The organism is Aquirufa antheringensis, assembly GCF_004307425.1.
GTDB classification, from domain to species: Bacteria; Bacteroidota; Bacteroidia; order Cytophagales; family Spirosomataceae; genus Aquirufa; species Aquirufa antheringensis.
Genome location: NZ_SEWZ01000003.1, coordinates 537,788 through 563,024 on the forward strand (window position 1 = coordinate 537,788; position 25,237 = coordinate 563,024).

The 25,237-nt window shown below is 41.2% G+C and carries 26 protein-coding genes; 13 read left to right on the top strand and 13 right to left on the bottom strand.

Annotation, left to right across the window (positions count from 1 at the left end):
* The 3 genes from EWU21_RS08075 to EWU21_RS08085 are packed head-to-tail and all read right to left on the bottom strand — an operon-like array spanning window position 1 to window position 3,348.
* Entirely contained in the window at window positions 1–1,311 is a 1,311-nt protein-coding gene (locus tag EWU21_RS08075; protein ID WP_130896320.1) for a UDP-glucose dehydrogenase family protein, read from the bottom strand.
* Window positions 1,312–1,315: 4 nt separating this feature from the next.
* On the bottom strand, window positions 1,316–2,908 hold the full coding sequence (gene pafA, locus EWU21_RS08080) for an alkaline phosphatase PafA (protein WP_130896322.1): 1,593 nt from the start codon (window positions 2,906–2,908) through the stop codon (window positions 1,316–1,318).
* Window positions 2,905–3,348, bottom strand: coding sequence for a type I restriction enzyme HsdR N-terminal domain-containing protein (locus tag EWU21_RS08085; RefSeq protein WP_130896324.1), 444 nt, complete (start codon window positions 3,346–3,348; stop codon window positions 2,905–2,907). Before EWU21_RS08085 ends, pafA begins: the two co-directional genes overlap by 4 nt.
* Before the next feature lie 67 nt (window positions 3,349–3,415).
* Here EWU21_RS08085 and EWU21_RS08090 point away from each other — a divergent pair, with 67 nt between their 5' ends.
* Complete coding sequence (locus EWU21_RS08090) at window positions 3,416–4,189, top strand: AMP nucleosidase (protein WP_130896326.1); 774 nt, start codon at window positions 3,416–3,418, stop codon at window positions 4,187–4,189.
* Window positions 4,190–4,221: 32 nt separating this feature from the next.
* Here the strand turns inward: EWU21_RS08090 and EWU21_RS08095 are convergent, their stop codons facing one another.
* Genes EWU21_RS08095 through argS form a run of 4 tightly spaced genes read right to left on the bottom strand, consistent with a single transcriptional unit; the run spans window position 4,222 to window position 8,913 of the window.
* Window positions 4,222–5,574, bottom strand: coding sequence for a tetratricopeptide repeat protein (locus EWU21_RS08095; RefSeq protein ID WP_130896328.1), 1,353 nt, complete (start codon window positions 5,572–5,574; stop codon window positions 4,222–4,224).
* Between the two features lie 31 nt (window positions 5,575–5,605).
* Entirely contained in the window at window positions 5,606–6,514 is a 909-nt protein-coding gene (gene menA, locus EWU21_RS08100; protein WP_130896330.1) for a 1,4-dihydroxy-2-naphthoate octaprenyltransferase, read from the bottom strand.
* A gap of 1 nt (window position 6,515) precedes the next feature.
* The gene (locus EWU21_RS08105; protein ID WP_236633202.1) at window positions 6,516–7,097 is read right to left on the bottom strand and encodes a glutathione peroxidase; all 582 of its coding nucleotides are present in this window, start codon (window positions 7,095–7,097) and stop codon (window positions 6,516–6,518) included.
* 46 nt (window positions 7,098–7,143) lie between these two features.
* The gene (gene argS / locus EWU21_RS08110; RefSeq protein WP_130896331.1) at window positions 7,144–8,913 is read right to left on the bottom strand and encodes an arginine--tRNA ligase; all 1,770 of its coding nucleotides are present in this window, start codon (window positions 8,911–8,913) and stop codon (window positions 7,144–7,146) included.
* A gap of 113 nt (window positions 8,914–9,026) precedes the next feature.
* Here argS and EWU21_RS08115 point away from each other — a divergent pair, with 113 nt between their 5' ends.
* Both EWU21_RS08115 and EWU21_RS08120 read left to right on the top strand, forming a co-directional pair.
* The gene (locus EWU21_RS08115) at window positions 9,027–9,581 is read left to right on the top strand and encodes an L-threonylcarbamoyladenylate synthase (RefSeq protein ID WP_201738100.1); all 555 of its coding nucleotides are present in this window, start codon (window positions 9,027–9,029) and stop codon (window positions 9,579–9,581) included.
* Window positions 9,582–11,021, top strand: coding sequence for a CCA tRNA nucleotidyltransferase (locus EWU21_RS08120; RefSeq protein ID WP_130896335.1), 1,440 nt, complete (start codon window positions 9,582–9,584; stop codon window positions 11,019–11,021).
* Between the two features lie 48 nt (window positions 11,022–11,069).
* On the opposite strand, the gene EWU21_RS08125 is transcribed toward EWU21_RS08120, so the two are convergent.
* From EWU21_RS08125 to EWU21_RS08135, 3 genes are all read right to left on the bottom strand, one after another.
* Complete coding sequence (locus EWU21_RS08125; protein ID WP_130896337.1) at window positions 11,070–11,699, bottom strand: NAD(P)H-dependent oxidoreductase; 630 nt, start codon at window positions 11,697–11,699, stop codon at window positions 11,070–11,072.
* Between the two features lie 240 nt (window positions 11,700–11,939).
* Window positions 11,940–12,515, bottom strand: a complete 576-nt coding sequence (locus EWU21_RS08130) for a YceI family protein (RefSeq protein WP_130896339.1) — start codon at window positions 12,513–12,515, stop codon at window positions 11,940–11,942.
* A 12-nt stretch (window positions 12,516–12,527) separates the two neighbouring features.
* A complete protein-coding gene (locus tag EWU21_RS08135) occupies window positions 12,528–12,992 on the bottom strand; it encodes a MarR family winged helix-turn-helix transcriptional regulator (RefSeq protein ID WP_130896341.1) in 465 nt (154 codons plus the stop codon).
* A 110-nt stretch (window positions 12,993–13,102) separates the two neighbouring features.
* Here EWU21_RS08135 and EWU21_RS08140 point away from each other — a divergent pair, with 110 nt between their 5' ends.
* On the top strand, window positions 13,103–13,711 hold the full coding sequence (locus tag EWU21_RS08140; protein ID WP_130896343.1) for a Maf family protein: 609 nt from the start codon (window positions 13,103–13,105) through the stop codon (window positions 13,709–13,711).
* Here EWU21_RS08140 and EWU21_RS08145 read toward each other — a convergent pair.
* Complete coding sequence (locus EWU21_RS08145; RefSeq protein WP_130896345.1) at window positions 13,704–14,030, bottom strand: HesB/IscA family protein; 327 nt, start codon at window positions 14,028–14,030, stop codon at window positions 13,704–13,706. The two genes, EWU21_RS08140 and EWU21_RS08145, sit on opposite strands and share 8 nt — an antisense overlap.
* Before the next feature lie 150 nt (window positions 14,031–14,180).
* Between EWU21_RS08145 and sufC the strand changes: the two genes are divergently transcribed.
* Genes sufC through EWU21_RS08175 form a run of 6 tightly spaced genes read left to right on the top strand, consistent with a single transcriptional unit; the run spans window position 14,181 to window position 18,581 of the window.
* Window positions 14,181–14,933, top strand: coding sequence for a Fe-S cluster assembly ATPase SufC (gene sufC, locus EWU21_RS08150; RefSeq protein ID WP_130896347.1), 753 nt, complete (start codon window positions 14,181–14,183; stop codon window positions 14,931–14,933).
* Window position 14,934: 1 nt separating this feature from the next.
* A complete protein-coding gene (gene sufD, locus EWU21_RS08155; RefSeq protein WP_130896349.1) occupies window positions 14,935–16,146 on the top strand; it encodes a Fe-S cluster assembly protein SufD in 1,212 nt (403 codons plus the stop codon).
* 2 nt (window positions 16,147–16,148) lie between these two features.
* Window positions 16,149–17,375, top strand: coding sequence for a cysteine desulfurase (locus EWU21_RS08160; protein ID WP_130896351.1), 1,227 nt, complete (start codon window positions 16,149–16,151; stop codon window positions 17,373–17,375).
* Window positions 17,375–17,791, top strand: coding sequence for a SufE family protein (locus EWU21_RS08165; protein ID WP_130896353.1), 417 nt, complete (start codon window positions 17,375–17,377; stop codon window positions 17,789–17,791). Before EWU21_RS08160 ends, EWU21_RS08165 begins: the two co-directional genes overlap by 1 nt.
* Before the next feature lie 31 nt (window positions 17,792–17,822).
* Window positions 17,823–18,134: an iron-sulfur cluster assembly protein gene (locus EWU21_RS08170; RefSeq protein ID WP_130896519.1), complete on the top strand. Its 312-nt coding sequence runs from the start codon at window positions 17,823–17,825 to the stop codon at window positions 18,132–18,134.
* A 33-nt stretch (window positions 18,135–18,167) separates the two neighbouring features.
* Window positions 18,168–18,581: a BrxA/BrxB family bacilliredoxin gene (locus EWU21_RS08175; RefSeq protein WP_130896355.1), complete on the top strand. Its 414-nt coding sequence runs from the start codon at window positions 18,168–18,170 to the stop codon at window positions 18,579–18,581.
* 66 nt (window positions 18,582–18,647) lie between these two features.
* Here the strand turns inward: EWU21_RS08175 and EWU21_RS11480 are convergent, their stop codons facing one another.
* Complete coding sequence (locus EWU21_RS11480) at window positions 18,648–21,476, bottom strand: M16 family metallopeptidase (protein WP_130896357.1); 2,829 nt, start codon at window positions 21,474–21,476, stop codon at window positions 18,648–18,650.
* A 78-nt stretch (window positions 21,477–21,554) separates the two neighbouring features.
* Complete coding sequence (locus EWU21_RS08185; RefSeq protein WP_130896359.1) at window positions 21,555–22,958, bottom strand: tetratricopeptide repeat protein; 1,404 nt, start codon at window positions 22,956–22,958, stop codon at window positions 21,555–21,557.
* A gap of 86 nt (window positions 22,959–23,044) precedes the next feature.
* Between EWU21_RS08185 and EWU21_RS08190 the strand changes: the two genes are divergently transcribed.
* Genes EWU21_RS08190 through EWU21_RS08200 form a run of 3 tightly spaced genes read left to right on the top strand, consistent with a single transcriptional unit; the run spans window position 23,045 to window position 25,187 of the window.
* Window positions 23,045–23,974, top strand: coding sequence for a Ppx/GppA phosphatase family protein (locus EWU21_RS08190; protein ID WP_130896361.1), 930 nt, complete (start codon window positions 23,045–23,047; stop codon window positions 23,972–23,974).
* 54 nt (window positions 23,975–24,028) lie between these two features.
* The gene (locus tag EWU21_RS08195; protein WP_130896363.1) at window positions 24,029–24,781 is read left to right on the top strand and encodes a MotA/TolQ/ExbB proton channel family protein; all 753 of its coding nucleotides are present in this window, start codon (window positions 24,029–24,031) and stop codon (window positions 24,779–24,781) included.
* A gap of 4 nt (window positions 24,782–24,785) precedes the next feature.
* A complete protein-coding gene (locus tag EWU21_RS08200; RefSeq protein WP_130896365.1) occupies window positions 24,786–25,187 on the top strand; it encodes an ExbD/TolR family protein in 402 nt (133 codons plus the stop codon).
* The last annotated feature ends 50 nt before the right edge of the window (window positions 25,188–25,237 follow it).

Here is a 25,237-nt window from a genome sequence, read left to right on the forward strand (position 1 = left end):
TTAGTGTATGGTTTGACGGCCGATAGAATAATAGGTGTATCCTAGTTCCTGCATTTGGTTTAATTCGTATAAATTTCTGCCGTCAAAAATGACTTTGTTTTTCAATAAACTATCCATTCGCTCGAAGTCTGGCGTTCTGAATTGCGGCCATTCTGTGACGATTAAAAGCGCATCCGCATTCTCTAAAGCTTCGTATGGATTTTTAGTAAACGTAATTTTATCGCCCATTAATTGCTTCACGTGGCCCATTGCTTCAGGGTCATAGGCACTCACGGTGGCACCTAATTCCAGTAAAGCGTCGATATTGTACAAGGCGGGTGCCTCCCGGATATCATCGGTATAGGGTTTGAAGGCTAAACCCCACATCGCAATTTTCTTTCCAGCTAAATCGCCTTTAAAGTGTTTTGCCAAATGCGGAATAAGTTTCGTTTTCTGGCTTTCATTTACTTGCATCACGGAGTCCAAAATCTTAAACTCATAGTCGTTCTCTGCCGAAGTTTTAGCCAGCGCTTGCACGTCTTTAGGGAAACAGCTTCCACCGTATCCGATTCCTGCGAATAAAAAGCGTTTCCCGATCCGAGAATCCGTACCGATTCCTTTGCGCACCTCGTCTACATTCGCGCCTACGAGTTCGCATAGGTTCGCGATTTCGTTCATGAAGGTGATTTTGGTCGCTAAAAAGGCGTTTGCTGCGTATTTTGTTAACTCCGCAGATCGTTCATCCATAAAGATGATCGGATTTCCTTGGCGAACTAATGGCGCATACAAGCGAGACATTAAGTCCTTCGCACGGTCAGATTGGGTACCGATCACGACACGATCTGGTTTCATAAAATCCTCCACTGCCACGCCTTCGCGTAAGAATTCGGGATTAGAAACGACGTCGAAATCGACGGTAGCGTTTTTCGCGATGGCTACTCTCACTTTATCAGAGGTTCCTACGGGAACGGTGCTTTTATCGATGATAACGGTATAATCTGATAAGATAGGTCCTAAATCATTGGCCACCTGCAGAATGTATTTTAAATCGGCAGATCCATCCGCGCCCGGAGGGGTAGGGAGGGCTAAGAAAATGACTTTAGCTCCTTCGATACCCTCTTTTAACGAAGTGGTGAAATGAAGGCGTCCTTCTTGGGTATTTCTTTGGAATAAATCATCTAATCCAGGCTCATAAATGGGAATTTTCCCGTCCTGCATTTGCTGTACTTTTTCTTGATTGATGTCTACGCAAGTCACTTGGTTTCCTGTTTCGGCGAAACAAGTTCCTGTGACTAAACCTACGTATCCAGTTCCTACAACGGCTATTTTCATATAATTACTGTATTACTTTTCCGATACTTCCTGACGGTTCGTTGATTTTTAACCAATTGGCCAAGGTGCTAGAAATATCACTGATATGTGTTCTTTGGTTAATTTCTTTTGGTTTTACGTTCCAGCCAAAAAATAACAAAGGAACGTGTGTGTCGTAGGCATAAACAGCACTATGTGATGTGCCTGTTTTGTAGCCGGAGAACCATTGTGGCTTCAATAAATACATGTAGTCGCCACTTCTGGCTTGATTATAACCGTTGATGATCATTTCGCGGTAAATGGCAGGGATGGGACTTGAAGCGGCCGCTCTCATGTCCACTAATTCAGCGAATCCTGATTGGTTTTTAAACGATTTCTCCAAAACCTTAGCCACCGCATCCTTCGTAATATGTAATCTTTCTAGGTTAGCGTGATTCAAGTAAATTTGGTAATTATCCGCTCCAGTCATCAATTCCACCTCTCCAAATTCCTTCTTTAAAGCTGCTTTTGCTTCATTAATCGCTTTGCCATTATCAAATGATCCACCCGGAAGGCGTTTGCTTTTAATATAAGAAGGGATTTCTGCGACTGCGTGATCTGCGGTTAAGAAAACCAAGTATTGATTCTTGCCTAATTTGGCATCTAAATGTGCCAAGATGTCCGCAATATCTTGATCTAAACGTAAATAGGTGTCTTCTAATTCGATCGATTGTGGTCCAAAAGAGTGACCCACGTAATCCGTCGATGAGAAACTAATCGCTAAGAAATCGGTTGTCCCGTTCTTACCTAATTTTTCTTCGTCTATTGCTTTTATAGCGAAGTCTTTCGTTAGATTATTGCCATATGGTGTCGTACGAATAACTTCCAATGCATTACCCCCTTTCAGTTCATGCGGAAATACGGGTGCCTTCTCTCCACTTAATTTGCTCTCATACGGGCTATCATCCTCTGCTGAGCGAGTGTAGGATGCGATTGGATACAAGGTATTCCAGCCCTTTTGAATGTATTTCTGTGGGCGACCCTCTAGATTGAATTTCTGAACCCAGGTAGGTAATTCTTTGGCATAAAAAGAAGAGGTAATCCAATATCCTTCCGCTGAATCATACCAATAGGCTGCGTCTGCCGTATGTCCACCTGGCAAAATAGAACCTCTATCTTTCAGAGCGATGGCGATGGTCTTTGACTTGTAATTTTGCGCCATCTTTAACTGATCCGTGATGGTGGAGGTGAACATATTTTTAGGGGACATAAGACCCGCCTTGCTTTTGCTGCCCACGGTTTGTACTGTAGTGTCATCCACACAATACATCTTTTTACCCGTAGCTACTTCGATCCAATCATTTCCCACGATGCCGTGAATAGCAGGAACAGTGCCTGTGTAAACACTTGCGTGCCCAGCTGCCGTGACCGTAGGTGCGTAATTGTAGTGATTATCAGTGCAATTTATTCCCTCTCTCATCAAGCGCTTGAAACCCTTATCCGAATAGCGATCGTAATATTTATTGAGGTATTCATAGCGCATTTGGTCTACGACAATACCTACTACTAAGGCTGGTTTCTTTTGGGCTAAGCCGGAAAAAGATAAGAGTCCTAAGAAAATGAAAAGGGCTTTTTTCATGAGTATGAGGGGAATTCGTTTACTATTTCTGTTGAATGATGTAGTATAATATTTTGTAGGCCATTGGTGATGACTAGGTACTCTGCTTGCTGTATTTTTTGGTACTGGCTGATTTGTTGTAGGGTATTTAAACTAATATCCACATGAGGTGCTTTGCATTCTATCAGCATAAAAACCTCCCCATTGTTTTTAAATAGCCGGATATCCGTACGTCTGTTTAATTGATCTACCCTCATGCTTCCTTCTATTTGGAATAATGACGCTGGGTATTTTAAATCGTTCACTAAATAATGCAAGCAGTGTTGCCTAACCCATTCTTCAGGCGTAAGTAATCGATATTTCTTGGTGATCTCTTCCAAAATATACAATTTCCCTTCCTTTTTCTTTACTTTGTGTGAATAGGCAGGAAAGACTAAGTTTAATTCGGGAGATGTGATCATCTTTATCAATATAAGCTCTAAATTAATCTATTTGCTTAATTAATTCATCACAAAGGAGAGTATAAATATGAAAACCAAAGAGGAAATTGTACAGAACTGGTTACCCCGCTATACGGGAACGAATTCGGAAGATTTTGGACAGTATATCTTATTGACCAATTTTAAGAATTATGTGGATATGTTTGCGGAGAAATTTGGGGTTGATATTAAAGGCCTAGATCGCCCCATGCAGACGGCTACAGCACATAATATTACCATCATTAATTTTGGGATGGGTTCTCCTATGGCCGCGACGGTGATGGATATTTTATCAGCTATTAGTCCGAAAGCGGTGTTGTTTTTAGGTAAATGTGGCGGTTTGAAAAAGAATTTAGCCCTAGGGGATCTAATCCTTCCTATTGCCGCGGTACGAGGAGAGGGAACATCGGATGAGTATATGCCCAAAGAAGTGCCAGCCCTACCTTCCTTCCGTTTACAGCGCGCGGTTTCATCGATGATTAAGAAACACGAATTGGACTATTGGACTGGATTGATTTATACCACGAATCGTCGAGTTTGGGAGCACGATGAAGTGTTCAAGACCTATTTGTCTGATATTCGCGCGATGGGAATTGACATGGAAACGGCAACGATATTTACGGTCGGATTTAAAAATAAAATTCCTCACGGCGCCCTTTTGTTAGTATCTGATAATCCGATGACACCGGATGGAGTAAAGACAGATGCTAGCGATAAGAAGGTGACGGCTAATTTTGTCGACAAACACCTCCAAATCGGTATCGATGCGCTGGAGGAATTAGCGAATTCTGGTGAGTCCGTGAAACACTTACGATTTGATTAAAAAAAAAGGCCTTCTATTCAGAAGGCCTTTTTTTAGTTACAATAATCTCGAATCACATTATAGGCTACTGCGTAACCCAGTTCGCCTGCTTTGCTTAAATCCAGGCAACCTGTTGAATCGTTTAAGGCCAGCTTGATGATGCCTCGAATGAAATAGGCTTCGGCAAATTTGTCATTCAATTCGATGGCATTGTTGCAATCTTGAATGGCATTGCGTTGGTCTCCTAGACTTGATTTAGCGATACCACGTTGGAAATAAGCATCTGCATACGTAGGATGGAAGGAAATAGCTCGATTATAATCATCTATCGCGCTTTTAGGGTCACCAGATTTCACTTTGGCTAAGCCGCGTTGGAAAAACACTTCCGCTCTTCCTGAACTCATGTCGGTCATTTTCGTGCGATCAACTAATCCATTGCGGATTTCATCTAGTTGAATTTTACCTAGTTTCGCGGTGTAGAGAATCTTTGCATTTTCATTATTCCCAAATTCAATTGCCTTGGTATAATCTTCCATCGCCGCCCGCTGGTCTCCTAATTTGGCTTTGACGAATCCACGGCCATACATCGCTTCAATGTTCTCTGGATCTAATTCTAAGGCCTTATTGAAGTCCTCAAGGGCCCCTTTTTCTCCATTCTCTCCTCTGTAGTTTTCCAGTTGTGCTTTACATAATCCAGAATAATACCACTCCTCTGATTTCTCAGGACTCAATTTTAATACCTCAGTGAAATCCGCTATTGCGCCTTTGAAGTCGGCTATTTTCATCTTCGCAAAGGCGCGTCCTGATAGGTAATTCGTACGCTTTGGCGTTATCTCGATTGCTTTGTTGTAATCTTCAATGCTGCCAGCATACTCCCCTAATTTTGACTTACTATCTGCTCTCACGGCTAAGGTAGGGGCATAGTCGGGCAATAACTCCAGCGATTTGTTGAAATCAGTGATGGCTCCACGGTAGTTTTCTAATTTGTTTTTGGAAATACCTCTACTTAAATAGGCCGTTCCTTCTAACGGATTCAAACGAATCGCTTCGTTGTAATCTTGAATCGCTAAGGGGTGGTTGTCTTGCTTGCTGAAGCTTTGGCCACGTGCAATAAACGCCTCGAAGTAATTGGGCTTCAATTCCAGGGCTTTATTGAAGTCCAAAATCGCTCCTTGAAAATCTTTCAAATTGTATTTTGCAAAACCCCGGTTATAAAACGCAATGGGATTAGGGTTAGCAGCGTTTTTCTCAATTTCTAAACTGAAATTGCGTAAGGCGTCCGCATAATTTCCTGTTTTATTTTGGTTTAAACCGATCTCTAAATGATTGATTTCAGCTGTTTGCGCTGATAACGGGAATTGGAAAGCCAATAAGGCGAAGGCAAGAAAGCCCACTTTGAATTTCATAGTAACTTATTTTTTGTAAAAATAAGCGAAATTACTGGCTTGTTAAAATTTGGATGATCCCGAAAACGATGATCAAAAAAAGCGTTCTTAAAGCTGTTTTTTTCAAATAGGGATCAATTTGTTCCGAGTTCATCCCTGAATGTAATTCGCGGAACAACCCAATAATGGGGTATATACCCACAATAAGTAACTGTTGATTGACACCTATTTTTATTCCAGCTACGAAAGGATAGGCATAAAAGCAGGCGATAGCTGCTATATAAAGTGCTTTCTGGTAATAAAAACCAAAGGTTTTGCCTATTCGAACGGGAATTGAATTCTTACCTGTCTTGATATCATTATCGATGTCGCGTAAATTATTTAAATTCAATACTGCCACGGATAATAATCCACAGCCAGATGCCGGGAGGAAAATGGCTACATCTAAGTGATAAGTCTGTAAATAAAAGGTGCCTAGCGTCCCAATTAAACCGAAAAATAGAAAGACGGAAATATCTCCTAATCCCATGTAGCCATAAGGTCTTTTGCCTACCGTATACGCAATGGCTGCGGCAATGGCGGCTACACCTAAACCCAGAAAAGTGCCCCATACTTCTAGCGTGGCATTCTTTAGTCCGAAAAATAATAAGGAGATGCCTGAAACAAAAGAAAGAACTGCAGTCCCTATAACGGCAGTTCTCATCTCTTGTTGACTGATTTTTCCGGTTTGAACGGCTCTTAAAGCCACTTTGCGGTCTGCATTATCGACTCCATTCGAGTAGTCGCCTAAGTCATTCGCGAAGTTCGACAGGATTTGCAAAAGAAGCGTAGTGAGTGTCGCTAGAAGAGCAATTAGGAAATCAAATTTTCCAGACGCAAAAGCCAGAAAATTACCTAATAATATACTACCAACCGCCAGCGGTAAGGTTCTAGGTCTTGCCGCGTCTACCCATCTATTCATCTTATTTTCCGATCGCAGCTAAAAATTCTGGACTATTTGGTTTGATACCTGAAGCAAAGAAGTTTTGCAATTCGCCTTTTTCATTGATCACGTATTTGCAGAAGTTCCAGCTTGGCTCTTTTTCATTCCAACCATTCTTCGATTTGTCTGAAAGCCATTGGTATAATTCACATTTTTCGGATCCTTTTACCACGACTTTTTCCATCATTTGGAAGGAAACGCCATAGTTTAATGAGCAGAAAGAAGAAATCTCTGCGTTAGACCCTGGTTCTTGTCCACCAAATTCATTGGCAGGAAAGCCTAAAATAACGATGTCTTTGTTTTCTTTGTGGAATTTCTCCCAATCAGCGTATTGTGGTGTGTATCCGCATTTAGACGCGGTATTTAATACGATGATTTTCTTTCCTTTGAATTGAGAGAAATCAATCTCTTTTCCATCGATTCCTTTCATTTTGAAGGAATGGAAGTTGGTAGTTGCAGCGGGATTTTCCATTTTTTCTGGTCTGTTTAAGACGGTTTTTTGAGTGAATGGTAAGGCCAAAGCCGTTAATAACGATCCGATTTTCATAAAACTTGCGATCATGATAATGATGATTAAAAAGGTGAGGTAAAGGTATTTACGTTTCAAATTACATTCGATTAGGTGAAACTATACCTAATAACGACGTAGCATGCTGAATTGTTTTTCCTGTCAGCTCAGCTAAGGTAAGTCGAATGTTCCGCTTCACCTCATTTTCCTCCGATAGAATACTCAATTCATTATAGAACTTATTAAAAGTCTTCGCTAAATCATAGGCATAATTCGCGATGACCGAAGGAGCAAAGTTCGCCGCAGCTTGCGCAATAGACGCCTTGTATTCGCCTAATAAATAGATTAATTCTTGTTCCGATTCAGCTAATTCGGAATCGGTCGAAACAGCTGTAATCTCTCCTCCTTTACGTAAAATCGAGCAAATCCTAGCGTGTGTATATTGAATGAAAGGACCTGTATTACCTTGGAAGTCGATGGATTCTTCTGGATTAAATAACATGCGTTTCTTAGGCTCCACTTTTAATAAGAAATACTTTAAGGCTCCTAATCCTAGGTTATGGAATAATTCATTTGACTCCGCTTCTGTGAAGCCATCAATTTTCCCTAATTCTAGTGTGCGATCTTTCGCTGTTTGAATCATTTCAGCCATCAAATCATCGGCATCTACCACCGTTCCTTCGCGAGACTTCATCTTGCCACTCGGTAAATCAACCATGCCATAGGAAAGGTGGAAATTGCCTTGTGAGAAAGGTTTGTTTAATTTCTTTAGAATATGGAAAAGTACTTCGAAGTGGTAATCTTGCTCGTTACCCACCACATAAACTGATTGATTTGCTTTGAAATCTTCGTATTTTAACTGGGCTGTTCCCATATCTTGGGTGATGTAAACGGAAGTTCCGTCCTTACGTAACACCAGTTTTTCATCTAGTCCCTCGGCCTCTAAATTGATCCAAACCGATCCGTCAGGCTTTTGGAAAAATACACCCGCAGCTAATCCTTCGTCTACTAATTGCTTTCCTAACAAATAGGTATTGGATTCGCGGTAGATTTTATCGAATGAAACACCCATCGTTTGGTAGGATTTCTCAAAACCAGCGAAAACCCACGCATTCATGGTATTCCACAAGTTCATCACCTCTTCGTCACCTTGTTCCCATTTCAAAAGCATTTCTTGTGCCTTCAGTAGGATAGGGGCTTGTTTTTTAGCTTGTTCTTCGTCTAAACCTCCGGCCTTTAATGCTGCGATTTCTTCTTTATAAGCTACATCGAAAGCCACGTAGTATTTACCTACTAAGTGATCGCCTTTTAATCCAGAGGTTTCAGGTGTCTCATGATTGCCAAAAAGCTGGTAGGCTAACATCGATTTGCAGATGTGTATGCCGCGGTCGTTCACTAGGTTCGTTTTAACAACGTCATAGCCACCTGCCGCTAAGATTTGTGCTACAGAAAAACCTAAAAAGTTATTGCGTAAATGGCCTAAGTGTAAGGGTTTATTCGTGTTAGGAGAGGAGTATTCGATGAGTACTTTTTCGCCTTTTGATTCAATTTGGAATGGATTTTTATCCGAGGCTACGCTGGCTAATAAACCTAACCAAGCGGAATCTTGAATGGATAAATTTAAAAACCCTTGAACAACTTGATAAGCCTTCACGATGGAACAATTCGCTAACATATATTCCCCTAAATCCGTCGCAATGGATGCAGGAGCTTTTCCGGCTTGCTTGGTAAATGGGAAAACAACTAAGGTGTAAGCGCCTTCAAACTCTTTTTTCGTCTCTTGTAACACGATTTCGGTCACTTCGATTTGAAAGAGGGCCTTTAATCCTTTCGCTAGTTCTAGCTGTAATGTTTGTTGAATGTTTGACATCTAAATGGCTGTAATTTATCAATCAACAAAGGTAGCTAAATTCGGCCTAAACATTGCCTCTGATGCTCAGAAATGAATAAATTAATCTTACCTTTGCCCTAATTATGCAAAATATGTACCACGAGGCAATTCAAACTTTAAAATCAGGAGGCGTGCTGTTGTATCCCAGCGACACGATTTGGGGTTTAGGCTGTGATGTTCGAAATGAGCAAGCCATTGAGAAGATTTTGGAACTAAAAAATAGGCCTGCCTCTAAAGGTTTGATCGTATTGATCTCTAAAATCGAGCAATTGAGCGAATACGTGGAACAGGTGCCAGATCTCGCTTGGGATTTAGTGGAATTTGCGGAGGATCCTTTGACGATTATTTATCCCAAAGGAAAAAATGTTTCCCCCTCTTTATTAGCACCAGACGGTAGTATTGCTATTCGTTTGGTCAAAGATGAGTTTTGTAAAGGATTGATTTACCGCTACCAACGGGGAATTGTTTCTACTTCCGCGAATCTTTCTGGGGAACCTTCTCCATTGAATTTTGCTGGAATTGCGCCTTCCATTATAGCTGGGGTAGCTCATGTGTTGAAAAATCCAGCAGGAGAGGGACCCGCGAAGAAGGCGAGTAAAATTGTGCAATTAGGCCTTCACGGCGACTATAAGTTAATCAGAGGATAGATGAAAGAAGGGAAGGAGATTGTAGCAGATCCGATATTTTCCAAGATTGGCCTAGCAGCTGATCGTTTAGGGGTGGATAGTTACGTCATTGGAGGCTATGTGCGGGATGCGATTTTAGGTCGAGATTGCAAGGATATCGATGTGGTTTGCATCGGTTCTGGCATTGATTTAGCCCTAGAAGTAGCAAAGGAATTTGATTTGCCCGAGCATGCAGTGTCAGTTTTTAAGAATTTTGGCACGGCGATGATTAAAGTCGATGACTGGGATCTAGAGTTTGTAGGCGCGCGCAAAGAGTCGTACAATCGAGATTCTCGTAAGCCTGTAGTGGAAGAGGGAACTTTAGAAGACGACCAAAACCGCCGCGATTTTACCATCAACGCGATGGCGGTTCAATTGAATAAATCGAATTGGGGTAAATTATTAGACCCATTTAATGGTCTTGATGATTTAAAGGCCAAAATCATTCGCACCCCATTAGCCCCCGGCATTACTTTTTCAGATGATCCACTTCGGATGATGCGTGCGGTTCGTTTCGCAGCTCAACTCGGATTTGACATTTTACCTGAAACATTTGAAGCCCTAAAAACAGAAAAAGATCGCTTATCGATCATTTCGATGGAGCGCATTTCGGATGAATTGAACAAGATGATTCTCTGTAAAAAACCGTCTTACGGTTTTCTTTTGCTTGATGCCTGTGAAATTCTCCCCATCATTTTCCCCGAGTTTATGAAGCTGAAAGGCGTGGACACGGAGGATGGCAAGGGGCACAAAGATAATTTTTACCATACTTTACAGGTGCTGGATAATATTGCAGAAAACACAGATGACCTTTGGTGGCGCTGGGCTGCGATTTTACATGATATTGCCAAACCGCAAACCAAACGATTCGCCCAAGGTAAAGGCTGGACTTTTCATGGACATGAAGAAATGGGGGCACGTCAAGTACCGAACATCTTCAAACGCCTGAAATTGCCGCTAAATGAGAAGATGAAGCTAGTCCAAAAGCTAGTTCGCCTACATCTACGTCCCATTGCCTTATCGAAAGAAGAAATTACCGCTTCTGCCTTACGTCGTCTTTTATTCGAAGCGGGAGAGGAATTAGAAGCTTTGATGACCTTATGTAGGGCAGATATCACATCGAAAAACGGCGATAAAGTCAAACGTTACTTACGTAATTTCGATACCGTTGAGCAAAAACTAAAAGAAGTCGAGGAAAGCGATTCGCTTCGAAATTTTCAACCTGTTTTCTCTGGCGAAATCATCATGCAAGTATTCGATCTTGGTCCAGGCCGCGAAATTGGCTTGATTAAAATTGCGATGCGAGAAGCCGTTCTGGAAGGAACCATTCGAAATGAATTGGCCTCTGGTTGGGATTTGCTTCTAGAAGAGGGACGAAAATTGGATTTAAAACCGGTCGTTTCTCTCGCTGAAATTCAATAAAAAAGGCTCCTAATTAGGAGCCTTTTTACATTCTTAAGCGGATGTAAATTATAAGTTGATCACTAGATCTTCTTTCGCATAACGAACCTTAGTAGCAGTTGCCATAAAGTCATTCGCCGCATCGCGCTCACCTACGGCAAGCATCAATACAGAGTGTAAGCCCATCGCTTCTAATCCTAATAACTCATCTAATTGAGCTGGAATAAAACCTTCCATTGGAGTGGAATCAATTTGTAATTCGCCAGCCGCGGCTAAAGCAGTACCCATCGCTAAATACGCTTGGCGTGCTGCCCAATTTCTTTTTGCTTCTACTGGACGACCTAAAAGTGAACCAGCGATTGCTCCCCGGTAATCTCCTAGCATATCTACCGAAAGACCACGTGTGTCAGCCACTAATTGGATGAACGCATCGATTTGTGCTTCAGTGATATCATTCCAAGCTGCAAAAACTAATAAGTGTGACGATTCTACCGCCTGAGGTTGACCATAGGCGATCGGTTGAATTTTAGCTTTTAATTCGGGGTTTTCAATAACCAAAATTTTGTATGGCTGTAAACCAAAACCTGATGCTGATAGGCGGATTGCTTCCAATAAAGCATCCATTTTTTCTGCGGAAACTTTGTTTCCAGTCATTCTTTTGGTGGCGTAGCGCCACGTTAATGAGTCGATTAAAGACATATTGTTGAATGGTGAATGGTAAATGGTGAATGATAAATTTTAAGGCTTACTCTGGAAAATGGTCTGCGATTTATTTTCTGCGAATAAGCCTTAAATTTTATCGAATTAAATAATTCGAATTCTTTTACTCTATTCCTTCTTAATTGAGAGCGATAGAGTTATTAGATTATCGAATAAATATAAAAAATGGGATTCGCAGAAAATATGGCAAAGACCATTTTCTAGAATCCCTTTTTTATATTATTCTGAAACTAAAGATACGGTAAGAGCGAAATCATCATAAATCGCCTTATCACCAATTGAATCAAAGAATTTCTTAGATCCGTATTTGATATTGAAATCCGTACGATCAATCGTGATGTTCGCTTTCGCGTTCAATTTTCCGCCTTTAACAGCGATTTCAGCTGGAAAAGTGATTGATTTTGTAATTCCTTTGATCGTTAAATTACCCGTTACTTGGTTGCCAGCCACTTTAGTGATAACGAAAGACGCTGTTGGGAATTTTTCGATTTCGAAGAAATCACCTGAAGTGATGTGTCCAATGAATTTTTGGTTGTAACCTGGATCCGTGATATCCAATGCTTTGATAGTTTTCAAATCAATGGTGAAATTTCCTCCGATTAATTTGCTGCCATCAATGTTTAAAGCGCCAGCAGAGATTCCTACTGTTCCATTGTGCTCACCAGTTACTTTTTTAGCTAACCAAGCGATTGAACTAGCTGACTTGTTTACGTTCACTACTTTCGGTGCAGCTACACCAGCGAAAGTAAGTAGGCCTAATGCCAACGTTGCGATTACTACTTTTACAGATTTCATATAATTTATTGTTTAATTGTGAGAAAATACGGTTCTAAATTCGTCCAAAATTTGGTTCATTTCTTCGAGCCTTTTAACTCCTAAAGCGTCGAAATGTTTTCCCCAGTCATTTTGGACCTGGTCTACTTGGGTTAATAAATCCAGTCCAGCTGGTAAAATCAATACATCTACAGCTCTGCGATCTTGAGGACATTCGCGTCGAAGCACTAATTTCTTCTCTACTAATTTATCCACTAGGCGAGAGGCGTTGGACATTTTGTCAAGCATACGCTCTGTGATAGCTAAAACGGTCATTGGGTTTCCTTGTTGTCCACGAAGAATACGAAGTACGTTATATTGTTGTACCGTAAGTCCAAAAGGTTTCAATAATTCCTGTTGTTGCTGAACGATCCAGTTGCCTGTATAAATCGCGTTTACGACAGCTTTTGCGGCCTCAGACGGAAATTTTGACTGTTTTAAATCCTCGGAAATACCCATGACTAAAATTTGATGTCGTAAAATTAAATGTAATTACATTAAATACAAAGGAAAATAAATTTATTTTTTCAAAAACCCTGATATTTTTAATTTTTGGCCTATTTTTGAACATGCAGACATCCTTATCCCTCCAGTATCCTTTTATATTAGCTTCTAATTCACCTCGTAGAAAGGAGATCTTACGTTCCGCTGGTTTCGAATTTGCAGTTTTACCCAGTGATGTGGATGAATCCTTTTCTGCTGATATGAGGCCTCAAGAGGTGCCGGTACATTTGGCAGAAAGAAAAGCGAATGAATTAGCGCGAATTTCCCCTAATGCCTTAGTGTTAGCGGCTGATACGGTTGTTATACTTGGAAATGATATTCTGAATAAGCCGCAGGATAAATCGGAAGCAATCTATATGTTGCAGCAATTATCTGGAAAAACACACGAAGTGGTCACAGGGATTGCGTTACATACCCCTCAAGGTTTGTTTACCAAAGCAGACTCGGCCTTAGTCAAATTCAGGACTTTCGAAGACTGGGAAATTGATTTTTATGTTCGAGAAGGATCTTGCTTAGACAAGGCAGGCTCTTATGGTGTGCAAGATTTCTTAGGAATGGTAGGCATAGAGTCCATTCAGGGATCTTTTTACACGGTCATGGGTTTGCCCATATTTGACGTGTATCAATTCATGAAACCTTATATTTTAGACGGGAAGCAGCTTCTTATTAGATAGAGAAACTTTCGCCACAACCACAGGTGCGGCTTGCGTTCGGGTTTTTAAATTGAAAACCTTTTCCATTTAAGCCGTCTGAGAAATCTAATTCGGTGCCAGCCAAGTAGAGGATTGATTTCTTGTCTACCATTACTTTAACCCCTTTGTCTTCGAAAATCATATCGTTTGGCTGTGCTTCTGCGGCGAAATCTAAATTATACATTAAGCCAGAGCAACCGCCTCCTTCTACAGCCACGCGGATGTTGAATTCCTCCGTTAAACCTTCTTTAGAACGTAATTCCTTAATTCTATTGGCAGCTAAATCCGTTATCGTAAGCATGATGGTCGTATTTTGATGAAAATCTGATACAAAAGTAGCCCTTTTTTTGATAAAAAAAACCTTTATTTAGAGTGAATCTAAATAAAGTCTAGTTTTTCAAAACCATTGGTCTTAATTTTGTGTTTCAAATGCAGATTAAAAACACATACCATGCTTTCAATAAAGAATTTACAAGCGAGAATAGGGGAGAAGGAAATCTTGAAGGGGATTAATTTAGAAATCAAAGCCGGTGAGGTTCACGCTATTATGGGACCCAACGGATCAGGTAAATCGACCTTAGCGTCCGTTTTAGCGGGTCGTGAAGATTACGAAGTGACCGGTGGATCCGTGGAGTTTTTGGGTAAAGATTTATTGGATTTAGCTCCGGAAGAACGTGCAGCAGAGGGTTTATTCCTTGCTTTTCAATATCCTGTGGAGATTCCAGGGGTATCTACAACGAACTTTATGAAGTCAGCGGTGAACGAAATTCGCAAATACCGTGGCGAAGAGCCTTTGGACGCTGTTCAATTTTTGAAAATGTTCAAAGAGAAAATGAGCTATGTGAATATAGACCAAAGTTTATTGTCTCGTGCCTTGAACGAAGGTTTCTCCGGTGGAGAGAAGAAAAGAAATGAAATCTTCCAAATGGCGGTCTTAGAACCTAAGTTGGCCATTTTAGATGAAACAGACTCTGGTTTAGACATCGATGCCTTGCGTATCGTAGCAGAAGGAGTGAATAAATTGAAATCCCCAGATAACGCGACGATTGTGGTGACTCACTACCAACGTCTTTTGGACTACATCGTACCGGATTTTGTACACGTTTTGTACAAGGGAAAGATCGTGAAATCAGGTGGGAAAGAATTAGCGCTTGAATTAGAAGAGCGTGGGTATGATTGGATCATTTCAGCTTTAGGAGAATAAGATGTTGTATACAGAATTAACTTCGTCGGCTCAGAAAGAGGCTTTAGAGCGTTTTAAGGCCAAAGGATTTCCTACCAACAAGTGGGAAGAATGGAAGTATGCGTCCTTGAAATCGTGGAATGAAAAAGACCTAGATTGGGCTCCCGCTCCTTTAAATGAAACCTCCTCAGCGAGTTTACAAACGCAAAATGGGAACACTCGTTTTCATGGTGCATTGCCTGCAGGGGTAGAATTCATTTCATTTGATGCTTTCATTGCAGCTAATCCAACGATTGCAGCTACTTGGGAGCAACGTTTGCCTATTTTAGATCAGAACTCATTGTACGATTTAAACATAGCGCTTACCCTAAATACGCAGGTTTTATGGGTAAAAGCAGGTGTTTCAGTTGATCAGGCAATTACACACGATTATATTTTATCGGTGGCAAAAGCCTCAGCGGTTCAAAGTCGTTTAATCGTCTATCTAGAACCAGATGCTTCCTTAACCTTAATCGAGCGTGCCTTTACAATAGCGGGTTCTGCGGAGGTTTTGTCCAATTTTGTACAAGAAATATATGTGAGTGAGAAGGCGAATTTGACCTATGTGAAGGAGCAAGATTTGGCCCAAAACACGACCCACATCGATCATACGTTTATCACTCAGCTTTCGAATAGTCAGGTTGATTTGTTTACATTCTCCCTGAATGCGGCTTATTTACGTAATAATCTGCATTTCTACAGCGATGGCGAAAATGTGGTTTCGAATCTGAATGGCCTGTACGTGCCAGGAGAAGATCAATTAATGGATTCTCACACGGTGGTAGATCACCGCAAACCGAACTCCGAATCGCATGAATTGTACAAAGGCGTGTTACTAGGAAACGCGACTGGAGTGTTCAATGGTAAAATTTTTGTGCGTCCAGATGCGCAAAAGACCAATGCTTTCCAAAGTTGCAAAAACGTCCTTGCGTCCACTCGAGCTACGATGAACACGAAGCCTCAATTAGAGATTTGGGCGGATGATGTGAAATGTTCACATGGAACAACAACAGGTCAATTGAATCAAGAAGCTTTATTCTATTTACGTTCAAGAGGTATTTCTTTAGCGAATGCGCGAACTTTATTGTTACTCGCTTTTGTTCAAGAGGTAATCGATCGCGTAACACACGAGGAAACGAAGTTGCGTTTGACAGATAAAATTATTTCAAAAATCCAGACTTCCTTAGCGATTTAATCATGACGGAAACATTGAATATAGATCAAATTAGAGCGGATTTCCCTGTTTTACATCAGCAGGTGAACAAGGCTCCATTGATTTATTTTGATAATGCAGCGACCACTCAAAAGCCGAAAGCTGTCATTGACGCGCTTTCAGCTTATTATGAGCAGGATAATGCGAATATTCACCGAGGTATTCACACCTTGGCGGAACGTGCGACAACCGCTTATGAGTTGACTAGAAAAAAGCTAGCGGCCTTTTTGAATGCTCCTTCCACAGATCAGATCATATTCACTTCGGGGACGACAGCAGGGATTAATTTAGTGGCCCAAACTTTTGGACGCGCAAACGTCGGTAAAGGAGATCAAATCATCGTTTCTAACCTGGAACACCACTCGAACATCGTGCCTTGGCAGATGATTGCGGAGGAAAAAGGAGCAGAGATCAAGGTGATTCCTGTGAGTGATGCCGGTGTTTTAGATATCGAAGCTTATAAAGCTTTATTGAATCCCAAAGTCAAATTAGTCGCAGTCAATCACGTTTCTAACGCGATTGGGACGATTAATCCCATTGTTGAGATTATTTCTTTGGCACATGAAGTAGGGGCTAAGGTATTAATTGATGGGGCCCAATCTGTGGCGCATTTAGCCGTAGATGTGCAAGCCTTGGATATGGATTTCTTTGTGTTTTCTGCGCACAAACTTTTTGGGCCTACGGGCGTGGGAGTATTGTACGGGAAGCGTGATTTATTAGAGTCGATGCCGCCTTACCAAGGAGGAGGAGAGATGATTAAAGAGGTGAGTTTTTCGGGTACGACCTACAACGAATTACCTTATAAATTTGAGGCAGGAACGCCTAATATTGCAGATGTAATCGCATTTGGGGCTGCTTTGGACTATGTTCAGGCTATCCCTTCGGAAGCTTTAGCCGCGCAAGAAGAGGCGCTTTTAGCCTATGCTACACAAAAATTGCAATTGATTCCTGGTTTACGTATCGTGGGTACAGCTCCTGAAAAGATCGCCGTTATTTCATTTGTGATTGACGGAGTTCACCCGCAAGATATTGGGGTGTTATTAGATAAATTTGGCATTGCGATTCGTACCGGACATCACTGTGCGCAGCCATTGATGCAGCGCTACGAGTTAGTGGGTACGTGCCGTGCCTCCTTTGCTTTCTACAATACGTTCGAGGAGATCGATCGTTTTGTACTTTGTTTAGAGAAAACCTTACAGATGTTAGGATAATGGGAAAGTCGATTAATGAAATACAAGAGGAATTAATTGAAGAGTTCGGTCTTTTTGAAGATTGGGCGGATAAATACGAATATTTAATTGACCTAGGTAAGAAGTTAGCGCCTATGTCAGATGCCTTTAAAACGGAGGAAAATGTGATTAAAGGCTGCCAAAGCCGTGTTTGGTTACACGCCGAAAAGCAAGGCGATTTAGTCGTTTTTCAGGCGGATTCTGAGGCCATTATTGTGAAAGGAATGATATCGATGTTGATTCGGGTTTTGTCGAATCACACGCCAGCGGAGATTTTAGCCGCGGATTTATACTTTATCGAGCAAATTGGTATGAGCCAGCATTTGGCCCAAACCAGATCAAACGGATTAGTTTCCATGGTAAAACAAATGCAACATTATGCGTTGGCCTTCTCTTAAGCGATTATTTAGTATGGAAAATTCAAGTCAAATGAATGAGGTAGAATTAAAGGAAAAAGTGATCAAGGCGATCAAAACCGTCTATGATCCAGAAATCCCAGTGGATGTATACGAGCTCGGATTAATCTATGAAATCAAGATTTTTCCGGTCAATAACGTGTATATCTTAATGACTCTAACTTCACCCTCTTGCCCATCTGCAGAGAGTATTCCGGTGGATATTGAAAAAGCAGTGAGAGAGATAGAAGGTATTGCGGAAGTCTCAGTAGAATTAACATTTGATCCTCCTTACGAGCAGGATATGATGTCTGAAGTGGCCAAATTGGAACTTGGTTTTATGTAATTGCGTTTAATTTAAAATCTAATATAAAAATATATGTATCCAGAACATTTAGTACATCCTATGCGGATGGATATCGTTGCCGGAGGTTTCCAAGAATTGAAGTTAGCTTCAGAAGTGGAAGACGTGATGGCTAAGCCAGGTACTACCTTGGTATTTTTTAACTCAGTTTGTGGATGTTCAGCTTCTACAGCTCGTCCAGGTGTAAAACACGCAGTAGCTTCATCAGCTAAGAAGCCTAATCAATTAGTGACGGTTTTCGCGGGTGTAGATCCAGAAGCAGTTCAAAAAGCACGTGAGTATACTTTACCTTACCCTCCTTCATCTCCATCGATTGCTTTGTTCAAAGATGGCGAGTTAGTTCATTTCGTAGAGCGTCACCACATTGAAGGTCGTTCAGCAGATATGATTGCTGGACATTTAGAAGGTGTATTTGACGAGTTTTGTTAATATTAATACCATAAAAAAGGGAGCTTCCATCAGGAGCTCCCTTTTTTTATATCCTTTCAGTGAGGATTATTGCTTAGGCGCGCCGCCCATCGCTCCTGATTCTGACGTACTATTTTTGGCTTTCTCAGCCATTTTCTTCGCAGCACCTTCATAGTCACCCGCTTTAATGAAGGACATCTTCAATAAGTCGATTGATTTTTGAGTTGCTTCTTGAATTTGTGCTGGGGTTAAGCTCTTCACTTTGTTCTCTAATTCTTCAGACCATTTCATGTTACGGCCTAAGAACAAGTTGCTGTTCAAGCTTCCCACTAATGCATTATCTTGAGAACGCGTCACTTGACGAGATTGTAGCCAAGATTTCTTCGCTTCGTCGATTTCTTTCTGAGTGAAACCCTCTTTCAATACTTTTTCAATTTCTTCTTTGAAAGCAGATTCAAGCTTCGCTAAGTTCTCTGGTGCATAGATCGCATAGCCGATAAACGCGCCGCTTTGGTCTAAAGGACTAGCCACGAATTGTGAACCTACACCGTAAGATAAACCGTCTTTTTGACGGATACGGTTCATTAAACGGGAGCTTAAACCACTACCACCACCTAACATGTAGTTAGATAATTCTAAGGCAGCATAGTTAGGGTCGCTATCAGAAATTTTTAACGGTTGATAAGCTAAGAAGAACGCATTTGCTTTATCCGGCGTTTCGATGGAGATCGCTTTTCCTCCCGTCTCTTTGAATACATCCTGAACGCGTTTGTAAGGCTTAGGAGACTTCCAGTTAGCAAATTCTGCTGTAATTACATCTTTCAATTCTTTTTCATCAAAATCACCTACTGCAGAGAATGTTGCATTAGATGCGCCATAGAAGTTCTTGTAGAAATTAACAGACTCTTCTAATTTAACCGCACCATAATTAGCGATTTGCTCCGCCATCGTAGGTTGGTAACGAACGTCTTTCTTATCATAGTGACCCGCTCTTAATTGACCTAAAGCTTCTGAACCTTTTGCTTGTGGCTCACTTTTTTGGCCTTCAATAGCGGTTAAGTTCTCTTGCTTTAATTTCTCAAATTCAGCTGCTGGGAAAACGGGTTGCTTTAATGCTTCAGCTACTAATTTCATAGCCGGGATTAAATTCTCGCGAGTCGTCTCGATAGAAACGTTGGCTTGAGTAGCACCTCCAGAAATACTTACACGCGCTTTTAACTTGTCTAATTCGTCTTGGAATTGTTGACGTGTGTGTTTCGCTGTACCTTTTGTTAACATATCAGCTGCTAAGTCAGCCGCTGTCACTGTTCCCATTAATGATTTTTCATCACCAAAACGTAAAGTCATACGCGCATAAACTGAATTACCACGAGTTTTCTTAGCTAATAGCGCTAATTGAACTCCACCGATTTTCTCCGTCTTCGTGCGTGCATCAATGTTAGCTGGAGATGGATCAAAAGCCTCACCTTGGCTTACTGCTGCCTTTGGCTTGAAGTCTTTTAAAATCGTAGCTACGTCTTTCGCCTCAGGAATCTCTGCGCGTTCTGGTTTTTCGGTAGGATAGAAAGTTCCAGATGTTCTGTTAGAAGATTTGAAGTAAGCTGCTGCCACACGCTGAATATCCTCAGGAGTTATTTTCTCTAATTGATTACGTGTGTGGAATAATAAACGCCAATCGCCTTGAGCGATGTATTCTGATAAACCTACGCCCACACGTTGTGCGTTATTTAGTAATAACTCGATATTCTTGATGCCCTTCGTTTTGATGCGATCGACTTCTTCCTTAGTTGGAGGAGTTTTGGCAAAATTCTCAATAGTATTAAACATAATCTGACGAACAGAGTCCACAGATTTCTCTTTTAAAACTTCCGCGCCGAAATAAATTAATCCTGGCTCTTTTAATTGGAAGGAGAATCCAAACTGGCTACTTGCCTTCTTCGTGTCAATTAACGCCTTGTATAAACGTCCTGATGGTGCATCTGTCAATAAATCAGCCATCACATCTACCGCCACATAATCCGGGTGTAAGCCAGAAGGAATATGGTAGGCCATACCTACTACTTGCACATCACCCACGCGACGAAGAGACACTTCTCTTTCTCCATCCTGCGTAGGTTCAGCCGTGAAAGTAGGCGTTAAAACACGCTCAGGACGTGGAATAATGCCAAATTTCTCGTTAACTAACTTTAATGTTTTGATTGGGTCAAACTTACCTGCCACTAACAAAACCGCGTTATCTGGCTGGTAGTATTTACGATAATAAGCTTGTAAGTTCTCGATAGGCACTTTTTCGATATCAGAACGCGCACCGATAGTGGAGTTGCCATAGTTATGCCATAAGAAAGCGGTAGAAACGATACGCTCCATTAAGACACTACCTGGATCGTTTTCTCCACGCTCGAATTCGTTGCGAACTACCGTCATTTCGGTCTCTAATTCGCTCTTCGCAATACGAGAGTTGATCATGCGATCAGCCTCCATATCTAAAGCCCAATCTAGATTTTCATCCGTTGAGGCGAATGTTTCGAAGTAGTTCGTGCGGTCTAACCAAGTAGTTCCATTGAATTGAGCACCATGATCAGAGATTTCTTTCGCTACTTCTTTGTGTTTTTCTTTTGTACCCTTGAACACCATGTGCTCTAACAAGTGGGACATACCTGTTTCACCATAGCCCTCATGACGAGAACCTACTAAATAGGTGATGTTAACGGTAATGGTTTGCTTCGATGGGTCTGGAAATAATAATACTTTTAAGCCATTGGCTAATTTGTATTCCGTAATTCCTTCCGCTTCCGTTACCTTTTCAGGTATGGGAAGGCTAGCAGATGCCTTTTGTGTGGTTGGAGTGGGTTTAGGCTGAGCTAATGCAGGTTGCAAAAGACAAAGTAGTAAACCCGATAGAATAATTTTCTTCATAGGGGTATTTTGTTTTTAGAATAGAAAATTAAAAATTAATTAAATCGGTGATGCTGATAAAATGATGAACGGCAAAAATTATTTCTTGTATTGCTGGATTAACTTGTAAATCGCCTTTTGTGTTTCCATGTTTGGGAAATACTCGAAAATAATTTCGTGTTTATCATAGTCTAAAAGGAGACCAGATTCTAAAAAATGAAAGGCTTCCTTGAATTGACCTGCTTTAATTAAGAAGATCGCCGCGCGGTAATATAAATCTGCTTCTTCTGGCAGTTCATCGATGGCGGAAAGCATTATTTCGGCACACTTCTCGAAGTCATTCAAATCATAGTGCAATTGTGCCCATTTCACCCAAGTGGGAGCGAAGAAGGAGTCTAGATCTACGGATTTGGCATATGCCTCATCAGAAGAAACCGGATTGCCTAGGTAGGCCTCTACGTCCGCTAAACCTGTCCAATACAGAGGATTCGTATCATTTAATTTCAGTGCTTTCTTCAGAAAATGCAAGGCCTCAAACCATTTGTCCAATTCGGTCAAGCAAACGGCTAGACCATAATAGCCTTCATCCCAAAGAGGGTCGACCTTAATCGCCTCTTTGTAGTGAGTTAAAGCCTCGTCAAAACGACGTTGACGCTCAATACTAGCGCCTAAACAGCAATAAAGTTCCGGATTCGGATCATCGTATTTTAAACAAAGCTGATAAGATTCTTCCGCCTTCGCATACTCCTGAATATTCATGTAGGTATTCCCTAGATTGAATAAGGAGGACCCAAAGGTAGGTTCAATGGCCAGGGAATATTCGTAGGCATCAATCGCTTTTTCAAACTGCTTTAGCTTCGAATAAGCAATACCTAAATTGTACCAGGCTGTAAATGAAAAGGGATCTGCGTCGATGAATTGCTTGTAATAGGGGATACTTTCCTCGATTTTCCCGATTTCATCTAGACAATTAGCCAGTTCCACTAGCGCATTTTCATTTTCTGAATTGAGTTCTAAACATTTCTTCAGCATATCTACCGCCTCACGAGGTTTGCCCCAGGCTTGGTAGCTTAGGCCGATGCGAAAATAGACCTCGTCTTTTTCTTCAGTTCGGTCTAAAGAAGCTAGAAAAAGTTGTATGGATTCTTCGTGTTGCCCTAACTGGCTGAGTAAATAACCTTTTACGAGCGTTAATTCGATGTCATTGGGGAAGAGTAAAATGGCATTTTCAATTAATTCCATTGCCTCTTCTGGCTTCTGCATTTCGCCTAAAATTTGCGCTTTCAGGGTAATTAATTCCAGCGAATAGCTGTAATGGCTGAGGCCTAAATCCACCGCTTCTAAGGCTTGATCAAAACGCGACTGCACGAAGTAGTGTTCTGCGATTTGTTCCAAAGTTTCTGCATCGAAAAACGCGTTTTCTTGCTGATTAATCATGTTCTCGTACCGTTGAACGGAAGATTGAATGTCTTCTTTGTTCTCGTCGAATTCGGGATCTAGCATTTTTTTGGATACATTTTCACTAAAATAAAGAATATTATTTATTCTTGAACGCCTTTTCGGCTTAATTTTGTTCCAAACATCTGATAATGTCAAAAATCTGCGCCATTGCGGACCTCGGTACGAACACTTTTCAATTATTGATTTCTCCCTTGGCTGCCTTTCAGGTGGAGGAGCACTTGCAACGACCGGTCGGTTTAGGGATGGGGGCGATGGAAGAAGTGACTTTGCAAGCTGATGCGATGGATCGGGCAATCGCCTGTCTAGCTGAATTTAAGCAGGTTTTTCTCGCCAAAGGTGGGGATTTACGTGATTTTTATGCCATCGGGACGAGTATTCTACGCCGAGCCTCTAATACTAAAGAATTTCAGGAGCGTGTCTTTAGTGAATTAGGGATCCATATTCGTATTATTGATGGAATTCAAGAAGCAGAATATATTTATGCCGGCATACGAAATTCCTTGCCCGAACGTTGGGAGAAAACAAGTTTGGTGATGGATATAGGCGGGGGAAGTGTGGAGTTTATCTTATTTAAAGGTGAACAGGTATTATATCGAGTGAGTTTAGAAATAGGGGGATTACGGTTGAAATCGCTTTTTTCGGTAGATAATGAGTTTAATCTCTCTGTTGTAGGAGGTTTAGATGCGTATGTTTCGAAGGAAATGATTTCGCTTTTGGAAGCTTGTCGCGAGGCAAAACCCAGCGTTTTGATCGGAGCTGCGGGGGCTTTCGAAACTATTTTGGAATTAGAGAATAGGCCTGGTGGAGCTCCGGCCTCTTGTGAAATCGATGTTGACGTGTTTTTACAGCATAAGACAACTTTAGATGCTTTGCCCTATGAAGATCGAGTGGATTATCCAGGAATGAAGGCGTTCAGGGCAAGTATATTCCCTTATGCTACTTTTTTAGTGGAGAAAGTGCTTCGGGAATTGGAGATAAAGGAGCTTTGGTTTTCGTCGTATAGTTTGAAGGAAGGATTTTGGTTTACAGAACTCCAATCTTCCGTAAGTCAGCCTTAGAATTTCAAAAAAAAAGTGTAAACTTGTAGTTAATAAGATTAATCAATTCATCCTATGGCTTTATCGCTAGCAACTATTTTACTTCAGGCGGGTGCGACCGTCGATTCTCTTTCTTCTGCGGTAGCAGATTCTATCGTTAATGCTTCCGGTCCCGTTCAAGAGGTGACTAAAGTAGTCGTAGAAGAATTTTCGGTGTTAGACTTATTAGGAAAAGGGGGATATGTGATGTATCCTATCGGTTTCCTGTTCGCTGCTGCCGTTTTCTTGTTTGTTGAGCGCTATTTATACATTCGCAAGACAGCAAAATTAGATGAGAATTTCTTGCACACGATCAACGACATGTTGCAGGCTGGGAATGTGCAAGGGGCGATTAATTTTTGCAAAGCGACTTCTTATCCGATTGCGAAGCTTTTGGAAAAAGGTTTATCCCGTTTAGGTTCTCCTATACGTGATATTGAAGCGGCGATTGAAAATAAGGCCAAAGTAGAAATCTACAACATGGAGAAGAATTTAGGGATTCTGAGTGCTATCGCGCGTATTGCCCCGATGTTTGGATTCTTGGGAACGGTGACGGGTATGATTCGTACTTTCCACAATATTTCGATCTCGAATAAAATTGATATTTCAACGATTGCCGGTGGTATTTATGAGAAGATGGTGACTTCTGCGTCGGGATTGATCGTGGGTATTATTGCGTATGTTTTGTATACGTTATTGACGACGATGATTGATCGTACGATTAATAAAATGGAAATTACAGCCATTGATTTCTTAGATATTCTTCACAAACCAGCGTCTAAAGCCTAATTCGATGAACTTCAGAAAAAGAGCCAGAGAAGCATCGGAGGTAGAAACAGGAGCCCTAGCGGATATTCTTTTCTTTCTATTGATGTTCTTTTTAATGATCTCGACGTTAGCTTCGCCGGATGCAATCAAATTGCTTTTGCCTGAGACAGCAAAGCCCATGCCTACGCCTGCGAATGAAGTGATCCGTTTAACTGTGGACGAAAAATTGAACTATTATATCGATGATCGTTTAGTAGATGTCGCGAACTTAGAGACTGAACTTTCGAATGAGGTGACTTCTAAAAAAGCGGTGACTTTAGTAGTTCGAATGGATCGAAATCAGACAGTTCAAGAATTAACCAATATCTATGACCTGGCAGCTAAATTGAAGTTGTCAATGGTGATGGCAGCGGAAAAGAAAAAATAGAAAACACCGATTTTTTGGGCAAAATACGGCCTAAAATCGTATATTTGTCC